The 21987-nt window shown below is 73.1% G+C and carries 17 protein-coding genes and 1 pseudogene; 13 read left to right on the top strand and 5 right to left on the bottom strand.

Features of this window, described 5'->3' with window-relative positions:
- Positions 1–124 precede the first annotated feature (124 nt).
- The 3 genes from ABGB21_RS18855 to ABGB21_RS18845 form a co-directional block, all read right to left on the bottom strand.
- The gene (locus ABGB21_RS18855; protein ID WP_347678724.1) at positions 125–451 is read right to left on the bottom strand and encodes a hypothetical protein; all 327 of its coding nucleotides are present in this window, start codon (positions 449–451) and stop codon (positions 125–127) included.
- Between the two features lie 304 nt (positions 452–755).
- A complete protein-coding gene (locus ABGB21_RS18850; RefSeq protein WP_347678722.1) occupies positions 756–2696 on the bottom strand; it encodes a hypothetical protein in 1941 nt (646 codons plus the stop codon).
- Complete coding sequence (locus ABGB21_RS18845) at positions 2693–3457, bottom strand: ABC transporter ATP-binding protein (RefSeq protein WP_347653484.1); 765 nt, start codon at positions 3455–3457, stop codon at positions 2693–2695. Before ABGB21_RS18845 ends, ABGB21_RS18850 begins: the two co-directional genes overlap by 4 nt.
- Positions 3458–3832: 375 nt before the next feature.
- On the opposite strand from ABGB21_RS18845, the gene ABGB21_RS18840 reads away from it, so the two are divergent.
- The 10 genes and pseudogenes from ABGB21_RS18840 to ABGB21_RS18795 all read left to right on the top strand — a co-directional run bounded on the left by ABGB21_RS18840 (position 3833) and on the right by ABGB21_RS18795 (position 17246).
- Complete coding sequence (locus ABGB21_RS18840; RefSeq protein ID WP_347653485.1) at positions 3833–4501, top strand: PadR family transcriptional regulator; 669 nt, start codon at positions 3833–3835, stop codon at positions 4499–4501.
- A gap of 160 nt (positions 4502–4661) precedes the next feature.
- Positions 4662–5366, top strand: a complete 705-nt coding sequence (locus ABGB21_RS18835) for a response regulator transcription factor (protein ID WP_101369786.1) — start codon at positions 4662–4664, stop codon at positions 5364–5366.
- Positions 5363–6913 (top strand): annotated as a pseudogene (locus ABGB21_RS18830) (HAMP domain-containing sensor histidine kinase); the annotation flags it as partial. The gene ABGB21_RS18835 and the pseudogene ABGB21_RS18830, both read left to right, overlap by 4 nt.
- Positions 6914–7065: 152 nt before the next feature.
- Positions 7066–8772 (top strand): trypsin-like peptidase domain-containing protein, encoded by a 1707-nt coding sequence (locus ABGB21_RS18825; RefSeq protein ID WP_347653486.1) that lies wholly within the window; start codon positions 7066–7068, stop codon positions 8770–8772.
- A gap of 299 nt (positions 8773–9071) precedes the next feature.
- Complete coding sequence (locus tag ABGB21_RS18820; protein WP_347653487.1) at positions 9072–9752, top strand: BON domain-containing protein; 681 nt, start codon at positions 9072–9074, stop codon at positions 9750–9752.
- 107 nt (positions 9753–9859) lie between these two features.
- Positions 9860–10921 (top strand): glycosyltransferase family 4 protein, encoded by a 1062-nt coding sequence (locus ABGB21_RS18815; RefSeq protein ID WP_347653590.1) that lies wholly within the window; start codon positions 9860–9862, stop codon positions 10919–10921.
- 140 nt (positions 10922–11061) lie between these two features.
- Positions 11062–14463 carry a cyclic nucleotide-binding protein gene (locus tag ABGB21_RS18810; protein WP_347678720.1) on the top strand — a complete coding sequence of 1134 codons (3402 nt, stop codon included), beginning with the start codon at positions 11062–11064 and terminating at the stop codon, positions 14461–14463.
- A 9-nt stretch (positions 14464–14472) separates the two neighbouring features.
- On the top strand, positions 14473–14688 hold the full coding sequence (locus ABGB21_RS18805; protein ID WP_347653489.1) for a hypothetical protein: 216 nt from the start codon (positions 14473–14475) through the stop codon (positions 14686–14688).
- Between the two features lie 97 nt (positions 14689–14785).
- Entirely contained in the window at positions 14786–15754 is a 969-nt protein-coding gene (locus ABGB21_RS18800; RefSeq protein WP_347653490.1) for a hypothetical protein, read from the top strand.
- Between the two features lie 160 nt (positions 15755–15914).
- On the top strand, positions 15915–17246 hold the full coding sequence (locus ABGB21_RS18795) for an ABC transporter ATP-binding protein (protein ID WP_347653491.1): 1332 nt from the start codon (positions 15915–15917) through the stop codon (positions 17244–17246).
- Between the two features lie 54 nt (positions 17247–17300).
- Here ABGB21_RS18795 and ABGB21_RS18790 read toward each other — a convergent pair whose 3' ends face one another.
- Positions 17301–17876 (bottom strand): NADAR family protein, encoded by a 576-nt coding sequence (locus tag ABGB21_RS18790; RefSeq protein WP_347653492.1) that lies wholly within the window; start codon positions 17874–17876, stop codon positions 17301–17303.
- 65 nt (positions 17877–17941) lie between these two features.
- Entirely contained in the window at positions 17942–19435 is a 1494-nt protein-coding gene (locus tag ABGB21_RS18785) for a protein kinase (protein WP_347653493.1), read from the bottom strand.
- Positions 19436–19669: 234 nt separating this feature from the next.
- Here ABGB21_RS18785 and ABGB21_RS18780 point away from each other — a divergent pair, with 234 nt between their 5' ends.
- Genes ABGB21_RS18780 through cutA form a run of 3 tightly spaced genes read left to right on the top strand, consistent with a single transcriptional unit; the run spans position 19670 to position 21898 of the window.
- A complete protein-coding gene (locus ABGB21_RS18780) occupies positions 19670–20506 on the top strand; it encodes a patatin-like phospholipase family protein (RefSeq protein ID WP_347653494.1) in 837 nt (278 codons plus the stop codon).
- Positions 20506–21567 carry a 1-acyl-sn-glycerol-3-phosphate acyltransferase gene (locus tag ABGB21_RS18775; protein ID WP_347653495.1) on the top strand — a complete coding sequence of 354 codons (1062 nt, stop codon included), beginning with the start codon at positions 20506–20508 and terminating at the stop codon, positions 21565–21567. The genes ABGB21_RS18780 and ABGB21_RS18775 overlap by 1 nt, the downstream gene beginning before the upstream one ends.
- 10 nt (positions 21568–21577) lie before the next feature.
- Positions 21578–21898, top strand: coding sequence for a divalent-cation tolerance protein CutA (gene cutA / locus ABGB21_RS18770; protein WP_347653496.1), 321 nt, complete (start codon positions 21578–21580; stop codon positions 21896–21898).
- Positions 21899–21987 lie beyond the last annotated feature (89 nt).

The following is a 21987-nucleotide window of genomic DNA, read 5'->3' as shown; positions in this document are numbered from 1 at the left end:
GGCCGCTGGCGGACCCTTCGTCACACCACCGCCAGCCCACGGCAGATCGGCGACATCGTCCGCGCCGCTCTCCACCTCACCCACTTCGAATACCGATACCTACCGAATCCATGCTGAGATCACGTCAATGGGCCATGAAGAGGGCGTCGCCGCCGCTGGCCAGCAGCACGTCGGCCTGCTCGACCCAGGACACCCAGTGGTCGCGGTCGATGCTTGGCAGCGCGGTCAGCTCGAGCACGCCCATCGACTTCCAGCCCAGCTCGGTCATCGGCTGCCCGGACCTGCCGGCGACGAACTCCCACACGCCCGCCGGCTTGACCCAGGGGGACCCGTACATGCCGGTGGGGATGCAGAGGGCGGTGGCCTCGGCGATCGGTTTGCCCAACAGGCCGAGAAGCGCCTCGTGGATGCTCGCGTTCTTGACGCCCGCCGACGTGAGAAGAAGCTTCATCGTTCCTCCAGAACCAATTGCAAATTGCAAGTGGTTTCGGAAGCTATCACTCCGTGCCGGCCAGCCGCAGCCCCAGCTCCGGCCGGCTCACCGTGCCCGGGGCGAGGCGGCAGACGTACGAGGTCAGGTCCCTTTCGGCCGCATTGGTCACCGGCAACGCAACGTCGCCGAACGCTGCATCAACCGGCTCAAACAATGGCGCGGCCTGGCCATGTGCACGAACAAACCGGCCGTGCACCACCAGGCCGCACTCACCCTCGCCGGCATCCTGCTCTGGACCGAACCATGATCCGAGAGACGCTGCCTAGCCCGGTTCCCCGGAGGCGGGCCGGGCGTGGGGAGAGCTGCCCGGCTGTGGTCGGCGACCCCACAACACCAGACCGGCGAGCAGCATCGCACCGCCCAGCGCGACCATTGCCAGCCCCACCGCGGTTCGCGCGCCCCCGTCCAGGTGACTGGCCACGATCCAGCCACCGTCGATCCCGAAGGCCAGCACCATCACCCCCTGCGGGACCACCGGGATCCACCCCACCGTCAACAGCGCCAGCGCCCACGCCGTCGCCCGGTTCTCCCGGTACCACTGCGCATCCCACTTCAGCGGAATCACCGTTTCCGGGGGCCGGCTCCGTTGGCCGGCCGCGGCGAGCACCTCGGTCCCGCGCCGGGCGAGGCGTTCGTCGGCCAGCCAGACGCCGCCCCAGCAGACCGCCGCACCGCACAGCAGCCCGACCGCTGGCATCAGCGGTGCCACCCACGGCGGGCCCCAGACCGCCAGCGCGAGTACCGGCGCCGCGGTGAGCAGCCCAGCCCCGGTGGCGACCAGCACGCTGACGATGTCGGTCGGGTTGTCGGCCGAGGTGGGATGCCGTGGGTCGGCTGCCGGGCGCACCCGCAGCAGCGACACCCACACCGGTACCGATGCGCCCGCGCCGAGCAGGGCCGGCAGGGTGGCGAGCGCGACCAGCGCGTCGACATCGGGCGCGAGGACGACGCCGGCGACGGTGAGCAGCACCCCGATCGGGGTGACCAGAACCAGCCACGCCAGGGCCCGGCCACGGACCTCGGCACGTTCGCCACCCGGCGTCGTGAACGGCAGCCACAACGCGGTGCCGTCCAGTCCGACCAGCCCGGCCGACATCGCCGCCGCACCGAGCACGGCGAGCGGCCCGGCCCACGGCAGCAACAGGTCCACGTCGGACAACAGCGGTGCTCCGGCGAGCAGCGCGCCGTACACCACCGCGAACGCCAGGTACTGCAGGCGCAGCGGATGCCGCAGCCAGGCGCGCAACTCGCGCCCCGCGACCGCCCGGGTCGGGGCCGGCACCCATCCCAGCCACCCGGACTGCGCACGCCCCACTCCGGCCGAGGGGGCCGCCGTGGTCCCTCGCGGCCCGGCCGGCCCGCTGTCGGTGCGGCGGGGGAGCGGGGCCGCCGTGGTTCCGCGCGGCCGGAACGGCACGCCGGTGGTGACCATCCTTCGGACGAGCAGGATGTACGCGGCGGCGCAGAGCACCACGACGCCAGCGAGGGCAGCCATCATTCCCGCTCCTCGGCCGGGTGACCCGGTCACGGCGGAGAGCGGCCAACTGCTCGGCACGTACCGAATCGCCCGGACCACCTCGTCCGGCGCCCCGACCAGCAGGACCGACACCCAGGGAAAGACCGCCCAGAGCGACCCGGCGACACCCATCGCCGTACCGGTGAAGATGCCGGTGAGCAACGCCCCGGCCGGCCCGCCGGCGTGACCGACGACCTCCAGCGCGATCGCCGAGCCGATCAGCCCGAGCAGCCAGAGCAGTACCGCGCCGGAGGCGGCGACGAGGATCGCGGCCGCGCCGTGCCGAGCGGCGTGCACCGGCAGCGCGGCGAGCGCCACCAGCGAGACGGCCGGGCCGATGCCGATCGCCGACGCGGCGAGCAGACCGATCGCGGCCGGGAGACCGGCGATCGGTTCCAGCCGTAGGTGGGCCGGGCGGACCCGGCCCTGACCGCCGCCGAGCAACAGCGGCAACACGATCCAACCGAGAACCCACGCCCCGACCAGCAGGGCGAGGGTGTGCTGGTCGCCGCGGAGCGCGTACCGGATCAGCCAGGCGGCGGCGAGCAGACCGGTCAGGCCGGCCACCGTGGGTCCCGGATTCTCGCGCAGCGAGCGACGCAGCATGGCCGTGCGCATCTGGGCCGGCACCGCGATCCTGCCGAGAGTGCCGGTCAGCGGGCCGGGGGCGAACGGGTACGTACTCATCGTGGCCCCGTCAGCCAGTCCAGGCCGGCACTGCCGGAGGCGTCGGCGCCGACCAGCTCGACGAACCGGTCCTCGAGACTGCCGCCGGCGGCGACCTCGGCGACCGGCCCGGCGGCGACCACCCGGCCCTGATGAATCACGGTGACCTCGTGGCACATCTGCTCGACCAGCAACATCGAGTGGGTGGACAGCACACAGGTGCCGCCGGCGGCCACGAACCGGCGCAGTACCCGGCGGATGGTGGCCGCGGAGACCGGGTCGACCGCCTCGAACGGCTCGTCGAGTACGAGCAGCCGGGGCGCGTGCAGCAGGGCCTGGGCGAGGCCGAGCTTCTTGCGGGTGCCGGTGGAGCAGTCGGCGAGCGGGGTGCCGGCGCCCTTGGCGAGGCCGAGCACCTCGACCAGTTCGGCGGCCCGGTCGGCGGCCGCGACCCGGTCCAGCCCACGCAGGCCGGCGCTGTACCGCAGCAACTCGGCACCGGTGAGGCGCTCCGGGAAGTCGAGGCCGTCGGGTAGCACGCCGGTCAGCGCGCGGGTCAGTCCCCGGTCGCGGAGCGCGTCGTGGCCGAGGATCCGGATCTCCCCGGCGTCCGGGGTGACCAGTCCGACCGCCATCCCGATGGTGGTGGACTTGCCGGCGCCGTTGGGCCCGACGATGCCGTGGAACGTACCGGCGCGGACGGTCAGATCGAGGTCGTTGACCGCGCGATGCGTCCCGAAGGTTTTCACCAAACCGCGGATGTCGAGTGCTGGGGAGGTCACGCGCGGAGCATAGGTGAAGATCGTTTGCGGTGGGGGACGGAAGGCGGCGGGTTCGTCGCGGAGAGCCACGTCCTCGCTGGCTGGCGCCGTACTCAGTCTCGTCGAAGAGGTCCACGAGACCCGCCCGGGTCAGGCGGGTCGCAGTACCGGGGTCGCGATGTATCGCGTTATGGTGGCCCGGGAGGTGTCCGGGCACCGCCAGTGGGCGCGGTGGCTCACGAACAGGAACCCGGCGGGGCGGACCGGGCCCAGGGGCGGAACCGGAGCCGGGACGGAACGGAGAAACACCATGGCCAGGTGGAGGCTCCACGGCAGCCGCCGCCCCGTCCTCGGCGAGCCGGTGACCGGGCCGGCGTGGGACGGAGCGGGGTCGTCATGACCCCCGTGTTCGGACACGGCCGGCTCCGGCTCTATCTGCTCAAACTCCTCGACGACGGGCCGAAGCACGGTTACGAACTGATCCGGCTGTTGGAGGAGCGGTTCCGGGGGCTGTACACGCCCAGCGCCGGCACCGTCTATCCCCGACTGCAGCGGATGGAGACCGAGGGGCTGGTCACCCACCAGGCGGCGGGCGGTCGGAAGGTCTACGAGATCACCGAGCGGGGACGGCGGGAGCTGCGTGAGCGGGCGGACGAACTGGTCGCGCTGGAAGTGGAGATCCACACCTCGCTGGCCGACCTGAGCAGACTGGCCGGGGAGATCCGGACCGGGGTACGCGAGTCGATCCGGGACCTCCGGCAGGAGCTTCGGGCGGCGGCACGGGAAACCCGACGGGCCGTCCGGAACATCCCGTCGACCCCGGTCCCGCCGTCGCGGGGGACGGGCAGGGACGGGGTGCCCCGAACCGGACGCCCCTGCGGTCCGCCCGGTCCGCAGGCGGCCGGGGAGACCGATCCGGGCGACGAGTTCGAGCGGCGGCTGCTCGGTTTTGTCGAGGAGGCTCAGGCGCTGGCCCGGAGCCGACGGTTCAGCGACGCCCAACTCCGCACCGCGATCCGCCTGCTCGACGGCGCACTGGACGGGTTGCGCCGGCTGCTGCGCTGATCCTGCGGGGCTGCCGCGCTGATCCTGGGGGCTGCTGCGCCGAGCTTGTGAGACTGCTGTGCCGAGCCTGCGGTGAGTGTGCGGTGCGGCCGACCCGGCTCTCAGACAGTTTTCAGGGGATGCTCAGCCGGGCCGCAGCACGGGCGCGGATGATGGCCAGATGGCAGCGACAACCCAGAGCGAGGCCCGGCTACTCGTGGTCGAGGACGACCCGAACATTCTCGAGCTGCTCTCCGCCAGTCTGCGGTTCGCCGGCTTCGACGTGGCCACCGCGACCAGCGGCAGTGCGGCGGTGAGCGCGGCCAAGGAGCGCCGACCGGATCTGGTCGTACTTGATGTCATGCTGCCCGATCTCGACGGTTTCGAGGTGATCCGGCTGCTCCGCGAGGGTGGTACCCGTACCCCGGTGGTTTTCCTGACCGCTCGGGACGCGACCGACGACAAGATCCGGGGCCTGACCCTGGGCGGGGACGACTACGTCACCAAACCGTTCAGCCTCGAGGAGTTGACCGCCCGGATCCGGGCGGTGCTGCGGCGGACCGCCACGGGTGAACACGCCCCGTCCCGGCTGACCTTCGCCGACCTGGAACTGGACGAGGAGACCCACGAGGTGCACCGCGCCGGAAAGCGGGTGCAGCTCTCGCCGACCGAGTTCAAGCTGCTGCGCTACCTGATGCTCAACGCCAACCGGGTGCTCTCCAAGGCGCAGATCCTGGACCACGTCTGGAACTACGACTTCCGGGGCGACGACAACATCGTCGAGTCCTACATCTCCTACCTGCGGCGCAAGATCGATACGACCCAGCCTCGACTGATCCACACGTTACGAGGGGTCGGATACGTGCTCCGCAAGCCGGCGGCGTGAACGCGACCCTCGCCCTGAAGGGACGGCTCCGGGCCGTACCGCTGCGGGTGAAACTGGTCGCCGCAGTCCTCGTGCTGGTCGCCGCCGCGCTGGTGGTGATCAGCGTGATGACGGCGTTCTTCCTGCGCAGCTATCTCGTCGACAAGATCGACGACGAGCTGGCCAGCTACGCGCACCAACCGGAGACCGTGTTCCAGCAGATCCAGCGGGACCCGACCACCGGCAACAGCGGGCTGCCCACCGACTACCTGGTGGTCTTCGTCAACGGCACCCAGGCCAGCCTGCGTTACGACGACCGGGCGCTGACCACCAGCAACCTGCCGGGGACGCTGCAGGACCTGGGCTGGTACCAGCGGTACGCCGACGAGGACGTCTTCACCGTCAGCTCGGCCGACCACCGCTACCGCTGGCGGGTGATGATCGTGCAGTTGCAGGACGGGCTGTACCTCGCCGTCGGGCAGCACCTCACCGACGTCGACCTCGCGGTCAAGGAACTGGTCTGGATCGACGTGCTGGTCGGCGGTTCGGTCCTGATCACCCTCGCGGCCGCCGGCGCGGCGATCGTCAGGACGAGTCTGAAACCGCTGGTGGAGATCGAACGGACCGCGGCGGCGATCGCCCGAGGTGACCTGTCCCGCCGGGTGCCCGACCCGGAACTGGGGGAGATCGAGGCGAAAACCGAACTGGGTCGGCTGTCCCGGGCCCTGAACGCGATGCTCGCGCAGATCGAGATGGCCTTCACCGCCCGGGCGGCCTCCGAGGCGGCGGCCCGGACCGCCGAGTCGACCGCGCGGAGTGCGGAGGCCGCGGCCCGGAACGCGGCCAGTGCCGCCCAGACCTCGGAGACCCGGGCCCGCCGGTCCGAGGAACGGATGCGGCAGTTCATCGCGGACGCCTCGCACGAACTGCGTACTCCGCTGACCACCATCCGGGGCTTCGCCGAGCTCTACCGACAGGGAGCCGTCGGCACACCGGAGGACACCGCTCAACTGATCCGCCGGATCGAGGACGAGGCGGCCCGGATGGGCCTGCTCGTCGAGGACCTCCTGCTGCTCGCCCGCCTCGACCGGGAACGGCCACTCACCCTGGCCCCGGTGGAACTGCCGGTGCTGGCCGGCGACGCCGTCCAGGCGGCTCGAGTGGTCGCCCCCGAGCGGTCGGTCACCCTGGACATCGAACCGGGCTCCGGAGCGCTCGTGGTCCTCGGTGACGACGCCCGGCTGCGTCAGGTCATGGGCAACCTGATGACCAACGCGCTCACCCACACGCCCCCCGAGGCGTCGGTGACCCTGCGACTCCGGAAGGACCGCGACGATGCGGTCATCGAGGTCGCCGACACCGGTCCGGGGCTCACCCCGGAACAGGCGGAGCGGGTCTTCGAACGGTTCTACCGGGCGGACGCCGCGCGGACCCGTCGGGCCGGCGGCGGGATCAGCACCGGACTCGGACTGGCGATCGTGGCGGCCCTGGTGGCCGGACACCACGGCACGGTCGAGGTCGACGAGACACCGGGCGGCGGCGCCACCTTCCGGGTGCGGCTGCCGCTGGTGGCGGAGAGCGACGAGGGCCTCGAGCCGGGTTCCGAGTCCGGGCCGGCCGAACAACCGGGTCACGCCGATCCGATCGACGTAGAGTGATTCCCAGGCAATATCCAGGTGGGTTCCAGGTGGATCGCAGAGCAGGGGAGCAGGGTAGGGGCATGAGCGAGTTCGAGACCGACCCGCAGCGGCGGCCGGCAGACGCCGACCGCGAGCTCTCGCATCCCACCGCCGAGCTGCCGCGCGATGACCGCGGGCAGACCGCCGAGCTGGCGCGGGACGACCACGCCCAGACCGCCGAGCTGCCCCGCGACGACCGCGGGCAGTCCGACGCCGGTACGGCCAACCCCGGCACCAGCTTCGCCGACCCGGACACCCCGGGCATCGGCGCCGCCACCACGGACAGCGGTTCCACCGCCCCGGTGGCGTCGACCGGCCCGGCGTACGGCTCCCCGGTACCCGCCTCCGGCCCGGCGTACGGCACCCCGCCGCCCGCCTCAGGCCCGGCGTACGGCACCCCGCCGCCCACCTCCGGTCCGGGGTACGGCTCCCCGCCGCCCACCTCCGGACAGCCGTACGGTCCCGGACCGTACGGCGCCGCGCAGCCGTACACGCTGCCGCCCGGTGGCCAGCCGGCCAACCCCTGGCAGGCGCCGCACGGCGCCCCGCAGCACCCGCACCACGGCTGGGCCGGTCACCACCCGACCGGGCACCCGGGCCTGCCCGGGCCGGGCGGCGGGATGCCACCGCAGCAGCCGTACGGCGGCCCGGTTCCACCGCCCTGGGCGACCCCGGCCAACCCGGGTCACGCACCCGGACGGCTCGGCAAGCTCGTGGCGGTCGGCGCCACCGCACTGGCCCTGATGGTCGGCTCCGGCATCGCGGGTGGCGCGATCGCGCTGGCCGTCGACGACGGCGGCGGTGTCACCAAGACCTACACGGCGGCGCCGGTGATCAACTCGGCCGACCTGCCGAAGATCGCCGCACAGGTGCAGAACAGCGTCGTCTCGATCAGCACCGCGAACGCCGAGGGATCGGGTGTGGTGATGAGCGCCGACGGCTTCATCCTGACCAACAACCACGTGGTGGCGAGCGCGACCGGCAACCGGGTACAGGTGATCTTCGCCGACGGCACCCAGGCCACCGCCGAGATCCGGGGGACCGACCCGAAGACCGACCTGGCCGTGATCAAGGCGCAGGGGGTCTCCGGGCTCAGCGCCGCGAAGTTCGGCGACAGCGACGCGATGCAGGTCGGCGACACCGTGCTGGCGCTCGGCAGCCCGCTCGGCCTGCAGGGCTCGGTCACCGCCGGCATCATCAGCGCCCGCGAGCGGACCATCCAGGCCGGCGGTGACGAGCAGGGCAGTCCGTTCAACCGCCCGCAGCAGGGCGTCAGCTCGATCTCCGGCCTGCTGCAGACCGACGCGCCGATCAACCCCGGCAACTCCGGTGGCGCTCTGATCAACACCAACGCCGAGGTGATCGGGATCAACACCGCCATCGCCACCTCGGGCCAGGGCACCGGCAACATCGGTGTCGGCTTCGCGATTCCGAGCAACAAGGCCAAGGCGGTCGCCGAGGCCCTGCAGCGGGGCGAGAAGGTCAGCCACCCGTCGCTCGGCGTCTCGGTCAACCCCGCGGAGAACGGCGGGGCACTGGTCGGCGGGGTCGTGCCGGGCAGCGCGGCCGACAAGGCCGGCATCCAGCAGGGCGACGTGATCACCCAGTTCGGTGACAAGAAGATCAACGACTCCAACGACCTGGTCGCCGCGGTGCAGGCCGGCAAGGTCGGTGACCAGGTGCAGGTGACCTACACCCGGAACGGGGCGCAGACCACGGCAACCGTGACGCTTACCGAAGCGTCCTAGAGATAGGCCGTACGCTTTCGGGCCGATCTTCCGTACGCGGAAGTGGTGCCTCCTCCCAGAGCGGCGGGCGACGTGACCAAGGGGGTTGGTCAGGTCGCCCGCCGCTCCCTTTCTGTCCCCGTCCGCGTCCGGCTTCGCCGCCGTTCCCGTCCGCGCACTTCCCGGCGCCGGATGCCTTCACCTGATCGGGGTGAACCCGGCTCACCCGGGCCGGAGTGAACATGGGGAGTGCTCTGCAGCGCCAGCGATCGGGCTCGACGGGCCCGGGGGAACCGCGATGCACCGGGGGAGGAACGGCGATGAGTACCGGAGTGAGCATGGCCCGGCGCGACACCGAGATCCAGCACGACGTGCTGGCCGAACTCGCCTGGGACGCCCGGGTACGGGCCAGCGAGATCGGCGTCTCGGTGGCGGCCGGCGTCGCGACCCTCTCCGGCTGGGTGGACAGCTACGCCAAGAAGTGGGCGGCGGAACGGACGACGCACCGGATCCGGGGCGTCCGGGCGGTGGCCAACGACATCATCGTCCGCCTGCCCGGTGACGCGGAGCGGACCGACACCGACATCGCCACGGCGGCGAGCCGGGCGCTGGAGTGGGACGCCTACGTACCCGTGGAGAAACTCGACGTCACCGTCGCCAACGGCTGGCTGACCCTGCGAGGCGAGGTCGCGCAGGGTTTCCAGAAACGTGCCGCCGAGCGGGCGGTACGTCGGCTCACCGGTGTCCGTGGCGTGACCAACCTGATCACGGTACGACCGGTCGGTGGCGTGCTGGCGGCGGAGCTCGAGCGGGACGTCCGCAACGCCCTCGCCCGGCGGGCCGGCCTCGACGCCGAACTGATCGACGTCGAGGTGGCCGGCGGGACCGTGGTACTCAGCGGCGAGGTCCGGTCCTGGAAGGAGCGGGACGAGGCGGAACGTGTCGCCTGGGCCGCGCCGGGAGTCGGTGACGTCGAGGTCCGGCTCAGCCTGGCGGGCTGACCCGGCCCGCCCGGCGTCCAGCATCCGATCCGCCGGCCCTGCGGGAGGCCCCAGTGACCAGTAATCCGTCCGATCGGGAACGTCCGGTCCGCCCGCTGCGGATCGCGATGGTCGTCCCGCCCTGGTACGAGCTGCCACCGCCGGGCTACGGCGGCCTGGAACAGGTCTGCTCGGCGCTGGTGGACGGACTCGTGGCCAAGGGGCACGAGGTCACCCTCTTCGGCGCCGGGACCGGCACCGGGACCAGCGCGCGGTTCGTCGGCACCGTGCCGGAGGTGCAGCACCACCGGCTCGGTCAGGCATTGCCCGAGTTGGCGCACGTCGCCCGGGTCAACCGGATGATCTCGCCGGATTCGTTCGACATCGTGCACGACCACACCACCGTCGGTCCGTTCGCCGCCGCCGAACGGTCGGTGCCGACCGTCACCACGGTGCACAACCGGCCGACCGGCGAACTGCGGGAGGTGCTGGGCGACCTCGATCCCGCGGTGGGACTGGTGGCGATCTCCCACACCCAGCGTCGGCTGGCACCCGAGCTGCCCTGGACCGCGACCATCCACAACGGCATCGCCAGCCGCAACATCGTGAGCAAGTCGGCACCCGGACTCGGGCCCGTGCTGTGGCTGGCCCGGTTCAGCGCGGACAAGGGCCCGGACCTGGCGGTCCAGGCGTGCCGGGCGGCCGGCCTGCCGCTGGTGCTGGCCGGCAAGTGCGACGAGCGGTCCGAACGGCAGTACCTCGAACAGGTCATCGAGCCGATGCTCGGACCGGACGTCACGGTGCTGCGCAACCCGGACCGCGACGCGACCGTACGACTCATGCTCGCCGCCCGCTGCCTGATCATGCCGATCCGCTGGGAGGAACCGTTCGGCATGGTGATGGTGGAGGCGATGGCCACCGGTACGCCGGTGGTGGCCCTCAACCGGGGCGCGGTGCCGGAACTGATCCGGCCGGGGGAGACCGGACTGATCTGCGACGAACCGGCCGAGCTGGCGCCGGCCCTGCACGACGCCGTCCGGTTGGATCCCGCGGCCTGCGTCGCGCACGTCCGGCGGATGTTCTCCGCCGAGCGGATGGCCGACGAGTACGAGCGCGTCTACCGCGCCTGGCTGGTGCCGGCCCGGGAAACCGCGGAGTCCACCTCGACGCCCTCGGTGAGCGCCTGGTGACCGCCACGGCCGTTCATCCCGGGGCGGCCTGTCCCACGATCGGCGGGTTGCCTGTCGGGTAGTGGACCCGCTGTCACCAGCGCCGGATTTACGGCTTATTCTGCGGGCCGCACCGACCCGTGGAAGAAGGCAGGTAGCCGGTGGCCGTCGTCGAGAGCCGGGTGAGCGTCTGGGAGGCGTTGGCGGGTCGCGCCCCCGGGCAGCCGCTGGGTCCGGCCGAACCGGGCGTCTGGTCGGCCGTCGTCGACCGGCTCAACCCGGCCCGGGCCCGGCCCGTACTCCGGCCCGGCATCGAGAGCGCCGAGCTGGTCTCGGTACGCGACGTGCCGTACGTGATGCTCCGCTCGCCGGACGGCGGCGGCGACGCCTGCTATCTGCGGCTGTCGCCGGAGGAGTGGCAACTCGCCCAGCTGATGGACGGCTCCCGTACGGTGGCCCGGCTGGTCGCCGAGTTCGCCCGGATCGCCGGCCGGCTGGCGCCGGAGCAGGTCACCCGGGTCGTCGCCGACCTGGCCGGCAACCGGATGCTGGCCGAACTGCCGGTGGACGCGTTCCGCCCGCTGGACCGGGTACGCCGACGGCCGTGGCCGCTGCGGCTGGGGCGCGGTCTGCTCGCCGCCGCCCGGGGCCGGCGCAGCGTGGTCGTCGACGTGGACCCGCTGGTCGGGTTCCTCTACCGGGCCGGGGGGCGACTGCTCTTCACCCGGGTCGCCGCGACCCTGCTCGGCCTGGTGGCACTCGCCGGGATGGCCCTGTTCGGCTGGACGTGGTGGGCCGGGGAGCAGTCGCTGTTCCTCACCGACGGCTCGTACGCGGTCGGCGCGGCGGTGCTGCTCGGGCTCAACGTGATCGCGCTGGCCTGCCACGAAGCGGGCCACGCCCTGGCCACCCGGCACGCCGGCCGCCGGGTCCCGGCCGCCGGCTTCCTGGTCTACTTCGGCATCCCGTCGGTCTTCGTCGACACCACAGACGTCTGGATGGCGGGCCGTCGGGCCCGGATCCTCACCACCGCGTCCGGTCCGGCCGCCGGCCTGGTCCTCGCCGGCCTCGCCCAGGTTGTCGGCGTGCTGGTGCCGGAGGCCGCCCCGTGGACGTTCAAACTCGCCTTCGCCTGGTACCTGAACGCGTTGTTCAACCTCAACCCGTTCCTGGCGCTGGACGGCTACTACCTGCTGATGGACTGGCTGGAGATCCCCAACCTGCGGGCGCGCGGGCTGGCGTTCGTCCTGGCCCGGCTGCGTCGCCGCCCACCCTCCTGGGCCCAACTCGACCGGGAGGGCCGGATCGTCGCCCTGTACGGCGGCCTGGCGGTCTGCTGGCTGGCGATCGCGGCCAACCTCGGCTGGCGGATCTGGACCGACCGGGTCGCCGGGCTGACCCTCGGCCTGTGGCGTTCCGGGTGGCCGGCCCGGCTGTTGCTGGTCGCGGTCGTCGCCGGGCTGGCCGCGCCGCTGGTCTGGCTGGTGGCCGGCTGGCTCGCCCGGCGGCTGCGTCGGGCGTGGGCCCGGTGGGTCGACCGGCGGCGCCGGGCCGACCTGCCCCGACGGATGGCGGCGCTGCGGCGCTCGCCGCTCGGCCGGCTCCCCGCTCCGGCACTCGCCGGCCTGGCGGCACAGGCCGGCTGGATACGGCCCCACCCGGGCCAGCAGTTCGGCTTCGCCGGTGCCGCCCAGTCGGTGGTGCACGTGGTCGTCGACGGCATTGTGGAGGGTCGGCGGCCGGGTGACCCGGCCGGACTCGTCCGGCAGCGGCTCGGCCCGGGCGGCACGGTCGGGCTGGCGAACGCCCTCACCGGCAGTCCGGCCGGCCTGGACTGGCACAGCGCCGGCAGCGAGCTGCTCGCCCTGCCCGCGTCGGCGGTGGTCACCGCGGTGGGCCCGTTGCCCGGCCCGCCGTCGGGGGACCGGGTCGCCGCGGAGGCGCTCTTCGGCGAGGCCCCGGCGCTGCGCGGACTCACCGCCGAGGACCGGCTCGGCCTGGTCTCCGGCGCCCGGGTCGCCACCGTCGACCCCGGCGACCCGGTCACCCTGCTGACGTCGCACGAGGCGGTGGTGGTGGAGTCCGGGGTGGTGGAACTCCCCGACGGCACGCAACTGCGCCGGGGTACGGTGATCGGCCCGTCGGGGGAGGGCGAGCCGGGTACGGTGGCGACCGCCCGTACGCCCGTCCGGGTCTGGACCGTACCGGCGGTCTCCGGCCTGTCCATGGTGCTCGGCGCGCCCGCGACGGCCGCACCGACGACGCTCTCCACGGCGGCGGCCTCACCCGGCGCGGCTCCCCGGGCCGGCGTCCACCCGGAGGCCGACTACCCGCCGCTGCTCGCCCCGCCCGGACCGCCACCAGCGGAGGCCGACCCCGACGTCGACCGACGGTTCGAGCGGCAACTGTGGTGGCTGCTCCTGCTCTTCCTGCTGGTGGCCCTGCTCTCCAGCGCGGCCAACCTGGTGCCGGGGCCGGCCTGGGCGGAGATGCCCGACGACCGGGCGCTGCTGGCGGTGGACCACGGCCGGATCGACGCCGTGGTGGATGGCCGGGCGGTCACCCTGACCGGCGACGGCCGGGTCTACGTCCGGGCCGGCGACCAGATCCGGGTCGGCACCCGTTCCCGGGGCAGCCTGACGTTCCGGGGCGGTGCGACGGCGCTGCTCTGCGCTGGTGCCCGGACCAACGTCGGTCCGCTCTGGAGTGACGGGGTCCGGCCGGTCACCCCGTACGGCCGACTCACCCTCGACGTGGGTCGGATCGTGGCCGACACCGGCAGCCCCAGCGCCGCGTTCGCGCCGCTCGCCCTCACCGTCGAGCGGACCTCCGGCGGCATCATCAACCGGGGCGCCGCCCGGTACGCGGCCTGGGCCCGCGGCATCGAGGTCTCCGCCGGCGAGGTGCGGGTCTCCGGGGTACGTCAGGAGGACACCGGCCGGACCCTCGACTGCGACGGCGGGACAACACCGGACGGGGCGGACCCGGTCCGCTCGGCCACCCCCGAGGAGACGGTGCCGACCGATCCGGTGACCCCGACACCGACCTTGACGGCGAGCCCGACGCCGTCGCCCACCCCGTCGGCCACGCCGTCCCCGACCCCGTCGGCGAGCCCGACCCCCACCGGATCGTCCCCGGCCCCGGCGACGAGCGCACCGGGTACGCCACCCCGGACGAGCGCCCCGCCGACCACCCGGCCGCCGACCCCGCCCCGGGACGTCACCGACCCGACCGTCTCCGGCGTCTCCGTCGACCCACCGAGCATCAACCGCTGCGATTCGGACGGCCGGGCCACCGTCAGCGGGCGCGTCGCCGACAACGTCACACCGGCCGGCGAGATCACGGTCAGCGGAAGCTGGACGACCGGGCAGGAGAACGGGACGGTGAGCTTCAGCCGGTCCGGCGATGTGTTCCAGGGCGCCGTCGTGGTGCCGCAGAACGCCGACGAGCCGGGTGGCACGATCACGGTCACGATCCAGGCGGTCGACGCCGCCGGCAACACGTCGGACCCGGTGACGGCGACCATCAGGCTGGAGCGGTGTAGCTTGCCGGTACCCCAGTGAGGAGTGGATGTGCTCTGTTGGTTCTGTCCGAAGGCGGCACGGGGTGGGTGCCGGTTCTGCGGGCGTGCTGTCTGTGAGGACCACGCCCGGTTCGGCCCGTACCTGCTGCAGGTGCACCGCTCCGAGGCGCGGGGCCGGGCGGAGGGCCTGGTGGTCGAGGACGCCGTACAGTGCGGGACCTGCCGGCCCCGACCGCAGCCGGTGCCGATGCCCGAGTTGGACTGACCGGCCGGGCCGGATCCGGCGGGATCGGGGCCGAGCAGGGTCGGCAGTGGCGGGCCGGGACTAGCGTGGGACGGGTTGATCCCGGGAGGTGGCCACGGTGAGTGACTTCGACGTCGTTCTGGAGCGGCTGCTCGCCGATCCGCTCTTCGCCGCCGCGCTCTCCGCCGATCCGGACGCGGCCCTCGCCGGCTACCAACTCGACGCCGACGAGGTGGCCCTGCTCCAGCTCCAGTTCGGTGCCGACCCGGGCGGGCAGCACGAGGTCGAGAGCCGGACCAACCAGTCGAGTCTGTTCGGCATGTTCACCCCGCTTGTCGGCTTTGCCGGTGCGGTGTCGGTGGCCGACCAGCTCAACGCGGCCGGGTCGGGTCGGGCCGACCCGGTGCTGCCCGAGGTCGCGCCGGCCACGGCCCCCACCGTCGCGACGCCGGTGGGCGGCCTGGCCGGTCTGGGCGACGAGATCGGTCGGTCGATCCAGTCGGCGACCGACGCCGCGCTGGCCGAACCCGCCGGTGGTCTGGCCGGCGCGGTCAGCGGTGCGGCCGGCACGGAGACGGGTCTCGGTGGTGCCGGAGCAGCGGCTGCGGTCTGCTCCGACACCGCTGAACCTCCGGCGGTGGCCGGGTTCGGCGCCGCCACCCCGGCCGCCGAGGCTGGCTTCGGCACCGCCGATCCGGCCGCAGAGGTGGGTTTCGGCACCGCCGATCCAGCTGCCGAGGCTGGCTTCGGCACGGCGTCCCCGGCGGGCGCCCCGACACCGTCCGACGCCACACCGGACGTGCCCGAGGGCTACCGCACGCGGGTGGACGTCGACGGTGACGGGGACTGGGACCGGCACACCCTGCGGGGCCGGGCCGACGGCGGCGTCGACATCCTCGTCGACGCCGACCGGGACGGCCGGACCGACTTTGTCGGACACGACCTGGACGCCGACGGACTGGTCGAGATCAGCGAGTACGACCGCGACCGCGACGGCTTCTTCGAGAAGCGGATGTACGACGACGACGGCGACGGCTGGATGGACCGCTCGGTACGGGTCGACCCGCCCCCGGACTCCGGCTACTGAGCGTCGGACCAACCGGGTGTACGGAACCGTCCCCGTACGACACCTGCCGCCGTCCGGCGCCGGGTCCCGCCGTCCGGCGCACCGTACCGGGCCGTCCGGCGCAGCAGGACTGGCGTAAGGGGCCAGTACCCGGCGACGATGGCGGCAGGAGGTGGTCGCCGTGGTAAGCATCGCCACCGACCAGTTGACGAAGGTGTTCCCCGACGGCACCGTCGCGGTCGACCGGGTGAGCGTCGAGGTCGGCTCCGGCGAGTTTGTCGTCCTGGTCGGCCCGACGGGTTGCGGCAAGTCGACGATCCTGCGTCTGGTCGCCGGGCTGGAGGAGCCGACCGCCGGGCAGGTCCTGATCGACGGCCGTCCGGTGGAACGGGGTGCCGGACCGGACCGGCGGTTGTCGATGGTCTTCCAGGACCACGCCCTCTATCCACATCTGACGGTGGCACAGAACATCGGGTTTCCGCTGAGTACCGGCACCGCTCCGGTGGTCGACCCGGCCCGCCGGGTGGCCGAGGTCGCCGCGCAGCTCGGCATCACCGACCTGCTGCACCGCCGTCCCCGCCAGCTCTCCGGCGGGCAACGTCAGCGGGTGGCGATGGCCCGGGCCATCGCCGGCGACTCGCGGGCGTTCCTGCTCGACGAGCCGCTGTCCAACGTGGACGCAGGGCTGCGGGCCGAGCTGCGCGCCGAGGTCGCGGCGCTGGCCCGGCGGCTGGGGCTCACCACCCTGTACGTGACCCACGACCAGGTCGAGGCGATGACCATGGCGGACCGGGTCGCGGTGCTGCGTCGCGGGGTGCTCCAACAGGTCGGCCCCCCGGACGAGGTGTACCGCGACCCGCACACCCTGTTCGTCGCGGCGTTCCTCGGTACGCCCCGGGCGAACCTGCTGCAGGCCGCCGTCTACGCCACCGACGGGACGGTGGTGCTCGACCTCGGCTCCCAGCTGCTCGAACTGCCGGCCGACGACCCCCGGGTGCCGGCCCTGCGGACCCGCCACACCGCGCGGGTGACCGTGGCGCTGCGGGCCGACGCGTTGACCCCGGTCCCGCCGGGGACGACGGCCGACCCCCCGGTCATCCGGGGAGTCGTCCGTCTCGTCGAGAACCTCGGGCACCAGGCGTTGGTGCACGTCACGACCGACACGGTGCCGACCTCGAACGACCAGGCCCGGCTGGAGCACCCGGACCCCGGTCAGCCCCTCGCCGCGGTGCTCGCCGACGACTTGCCGGCCGGGCATCCGGTCCGGGACCGCCTGAACAGGATGATTCCCCATCAGCGCGGCGCACGGCAGCCGGCGACGGCCCGCACCGAGTACGGCTTCTATCCGGTCTACGATCCGGAACTCGGTGCCGATCCACCGGTCGCCGGCGAGCTGGTGGTCCGGATGCCGGCCGCGGCTCTGCCCCGGCGCGGCGAACTGGTCAGCCTCGCCGTCGACCTGGACCAACTGCTGCTGTTCGACGGGGCGGGCGACCGGATCCGTCTGGACTGACTCTGCCACCGGGCGGCGGTGCGGCCGGTCGCACCGGTCGACGGGGCCGCCGGGTCAGTCCGGTGCCGCCGCCAGGATGCTCCGGACCCGCATCAGCGCGAAGCCAAGCAGGTTGAGCCCACGCCAGTGCGCCGGGTCCCCGGCCCGGGGATCGTCGGCGGCGAGCCCGATGCCCCAGACCTGGTCGAGCGGACTGGCCTCCACCAGCACCCGCTCGCCGGTGGCGACCAGATAGTCCCGCAGCTCGGGGTGCTGACCGAACTTCGCCAGGTTGCCGGCGACGACCAGGTCGAACCGCTGGGCGTTCCAGACCGACTGGTCGAAACCACGTACCCGCTGGCCCAGGGCCTTGGCCGCGCCCGGGCTCGGGGCGACCAGCACCTGCCGGGCGATCGGCTCGTCTCCGAAGAGCCGGGCCTTGCCCGCCATCATGTAGTGCTCCGCGGTGGCGTACCGGACACCGTCCACGGTGAACGACGACGGCCACCACTGGCTGAGGCATCCGGCGCCGACCACGCCACCGCGCCCCGGCCGGTGCCCCCAGAAGAAGACGTACCTCACCGGGGCGCCGTCGGCGAGCAGGGCGCGGAGTTCCTCGACGGTGCCGGGCGGTGTGGAGAGGGCGGACATGGCGGAGAGGGTGGCACAGGGTGCCGGGTGCCGGCCAGGGGATTGGACCGGCACCCGGCGTAGGCCTATGCCGCCCCCGCCAACTGGGTCAGGGCGGCGTCGAGAAGTCGGGCGTACTCGGGGGTTATCGAGCCCTCGCTGAGGCGCACCGCGACCTTGTCGCGGAGCACCGTCGCCTCCCCCGACAGGTCGGCCGGCCCGGTTGCCAGCCCGGTCCGGAGGTTACGCAGATGGTTGCGCAGGTCCACCCCGGCATGGTCGCGGATCGCGCTGGCCGCCAGGCCGTCGGTGACGATCTGGTCCAGGCTGGCCATGACCTCGTTCACCGAGGGGGTGGCGTCCGGGCGCCGAACGGTCGCGGTGGCCGGCGCGGTCGCCGTCGTCACCGTCGCGGGCACGGTCGCCGTCGTGGTGGCCGGTGTCCGGGTCGGCGTCGGGCCCACGTCTCCGGAGGGCGCCGACGGTGTCGGCCCGGCGCCCGGTCCGGTGCTGCCCGCCCCGCCGGTGGGCCTGCCGCCCGGGTCGGCGCCGAGGGTCGCGGCGACGATCACGACGGCGGTGAGTACGACCAACGCCGTCGCCGTGATGAGCAGCACTCGGCCGGGATGCCTCGGCTGGCGGCGCGGTTCCGACACTCCCGGCTCTGCCGCCGACGGGTCGTCCGGGCCGCCGGCCGGCGGCCCGGGTCGCACGGTCGGCGCCGGCACGGTCGACGACGCCGGCTCGACCGCCCGCAGTTGGGCACGGAGCGTCTCGGCGACCTGCGCGGCGGTCGGTCGACCGAACGGATCGCGGTCCAGGCAGCGCAGACAGATGTCGGCCACCGCGGCCGGCACGTCCGGTACGCCGTCCAACGTCGGCTCGATCCCGGACTGCAGTGCCCGGGTCAACTCGTCCCAGGTCTCCGCCGGAAACGGCACCCGGCCGGTCAGCGTCTCGTGCAGCAGCACCCCGAGCGAGTACGTGTCGGTCGCCGGTTGGGCCGGCAACCCGTCCAGCCGCTCCGGGGCGACGTACGCCGGGGTGCCGAACGTCTCGCCGTCCTCGTCCTCGTCCGGGGCTCCGACGTGGGTGGCGATACCGAAGTCGAGCACCTTGGCCCCGGTCGCCGTCATCATGATGTTGGCCGGGGTGATGTCCCGGTGCACGATGCCCAGCCGGTGGGCCGCGGCGAGCGCCTCGGCCACCTGCGCACAGATCCCGACCGCCGTCGGCCAGGGCAGCGCGCCGGCGGTGAGCTGTGCCTTCAACTCCTCGCCGGTGAGCAGTTCCATCACCACGAAGGAGGTGATCTCACCGTCCGGGCCGAGGGTCTCACCGTAGTCGTGCACGGCGGTGACATGCGGATGGACGAGCTGCGCGGCGGCCCGGGCCTCGTCCCGGACCATCTCCCGGAACTTGGTGTCGGCGGCGAGTGACGCGGCGAGCACCTTCACCGCGACCACCCGGTCGAGTACCTCGTCACGGGCCCGCCAGATCACCGACATGCCGCCGGCACCGATCCTGTCGATAAGACGATATCTCCGGGCGAGCAGGCCGCCCGCCTGCAACGCTGCCATCGTTCGTCGCACCTGCCTGGAAGAGTCGGGGGATTACATCAGGCCGTGTGGGGGGTCGTACCAGGCTGCGTGACGGACCAACTCCTGTCAATGACAGCCACTCTCGCCGATGCATCCCCTTTGCTGCCAGAAAGTCCTCTCCGGCCTGCTCCCGCTCCGGCCCGGCGGAGCGGCGACCGACCGGCAGGGACCGCTGGCGTGGCCGACTGGGCGGCCCGTGCCAGGATGAATGACATGGTCAGCGGTCCGGTGGCGTTCGTGCTCGGCGGCGGTGGGGTGCTCGGCGCCGTCGAGGTCGGCATGCTGCGGGCGCTGTTCCGGGCCGGCATCCAGCCCGATCTGGTGCTCGGTACGTCGATCGGCGCGGTCAACGGCGCCCTGGTGGCCGCCGACCCGAGCGAGGGGGTCACCAACCGGCTCGTCCGGCTCTGGGCGTCGCCGGAGGCGGCCGAGGTCTACGGCGACTCGATCGCCCGGCAACTGCGCCGGTTCGCCGCCCGTACCCATCTGCACTCGCCACGTCCGCTGCGCCGGCTGCTCGAAGCCGAACTCGGCGAGCAGACCACCTTCGCCGACCTCAAGGTGCCGTTCCGGTGTTGTGCGGCCAGCATCGAACGGGCCGCCGAGCACTGGTTCACCGCCGGCCCGCTGGTGCCGGCCGTCCTCGCCTCCGCGTCGGTGCCCGGTCTGCTGCCGCCGGCCCGGATCGACGACGAGCACTACGTCGACGGCGGGATCGTCAACTCGATCCCGATCGGCGAGGCGGTGCACGCGGGCGCCAAGCAGATCTTCGTACTCCAGGTCGGTCGGATCGAGCGTCCGCTGACCCCGCCGCGCCGTCCGTGGGAGATCGCCCAGGTGGCGTTCGAGATCGCCCGCCGGCACCGGTTCGCCCGGGAGATGGCGGCACTCCCCGACGACGTGGACGTACACGTGCTGCCGACCGGCGGACCCGGACCCCGGGACGACACCCCGTGGGCGTACCGGGACATGGCGGCGGTCGGGCGGCGGATCAGCCGGGCCTACACGGCGTCCCGCCGCTACCTCACCGAACACGTGGACCTCGGCTGATGCCGTTGCCACCGAGGTGGGTCCGGCGGCTCCTGCTCGCCCCGGGTACGGTGCTGCTCGCCTTCCTCGTGGTCAGCCTGCTGCCGGTGTGGCTGATCGTCGCCGCGGCCGCCTCGCCGCTGGTCCCCGGCTACCTCCGCCCGCTGCGGCTGCTCTGGCTCGGCATCGTCTACCTCTGTTGGGACGCCGCCGCGCTGGTCGTCCTCTTCGGGCTCTGGGTCGGTTCCGGCTTCGGCTGGCGCAGCCGGTCCCCGTCGTTCCAGCGTGCCCACTACCAGTTGGCCGGCTGGTTCCTCACCTTCCTGTTCTGGCAGGCCCGGTGGACCCTACGGCTGCGCATCGACGTGGTCGGCACCGACCCGGACACCGCCCTGCCCGGCCGCCCCGAACTGGTGCTCTGCCGGCACGCCGGCCCCGGCGACTCGTTCATCCTGATCCACGCGTTGGTGAACTGGTTCAAGCGGGAACCGCGGATCGTCCTCAAGGACACCCTGCAGTGGGATCCGGCGGTGGACGTACTGCTGAACCGGCTGCCGAACCGCTTCATCGCCGGCCGGGAGCGCCAGGCCCGGCGGCTCGGCCGCACCGAACGGCCCGGCGCGCCCCGGGAGGCCCTGGTCGAGCAGATCGGGCACCTCGCCCAGGGTCTCGACGAGAACGACGCCTTCGTGATCTTTCCCGAGGGCGGCAACTTCACCCCCCGGCGTCGGCTCCGCGCGATCGACCTGCTGCGGTCCCGGGGCCTCGACGCGATGGCGAAGCGGGCCGAGGCGATGCGGCACGTGCTCGCCCCGCAACCGGGTGGGGTGCTGGCCGCCCTGGACGCCGCCCCGGAGGCCGGCGTCGTCTTCGTCGCGCACACCGGGTTGGACCGGATGGTCACCGTCGCCGACGTGTGGCGGGAACTGCCGATGGACAAGCGGATCGTGATGCGGTTCTGGTCCGTACCGCCGGAGGAGGTGCCGCCCGGACGACAGGAGCGGATCGACTGGCTCTTCGACTGGTGGGCGCGGATCGACGCGTGGATCGACACGCACCGCCCCGACCCGGATCCGCAGTAGGGTGCCCGGCGTGGACCAGATCTGCGTCGTGACGACGGTCGTGGACGCCCGGGCGGTCGCGGACGTGATGGCCGCCGCGGCGGTCGCCGGCCGGTTGGCGGCCTCGGCCCAGGTGAGCGGGCCGGTGGAGAGCACCTACTGGTGGGAGTCACGACTGGAGACGACCCGGGAGTGGACGGTCCGGTTCAAGACCACCCCGGACCGGGTGGCCGCCCTCGTCGACCAGGTGCGGGCCGCCCACCCGTACGAGATACCGGAGATCCTGGTCAGCTGGGTGGAGGGCGGCAACCCGGACTACACCGCCTGGCTACACGAACAGACCCGGCCGTGACCGGCGGCAGGTCCCGGCAGTCCGGCCACGCGGGTCGGCGTACCTGCCCCGGATAGGTACGCGCACTCTGTGGGCGGTCGTGGCGTCGG

This window comes from Plantactinospora sp. B24E8 (assembly GCF_039871735.1).
In the GTDB taxonomy this organism is placed as follows: Bacteria; Actinomycetota; Actinomycetes; order Mycobacteriales; family Micromonosporaceae; genus Plantactinospora.
This window is presented reverse-complemented; position numbering and strand designations above follow the sequence as displayed.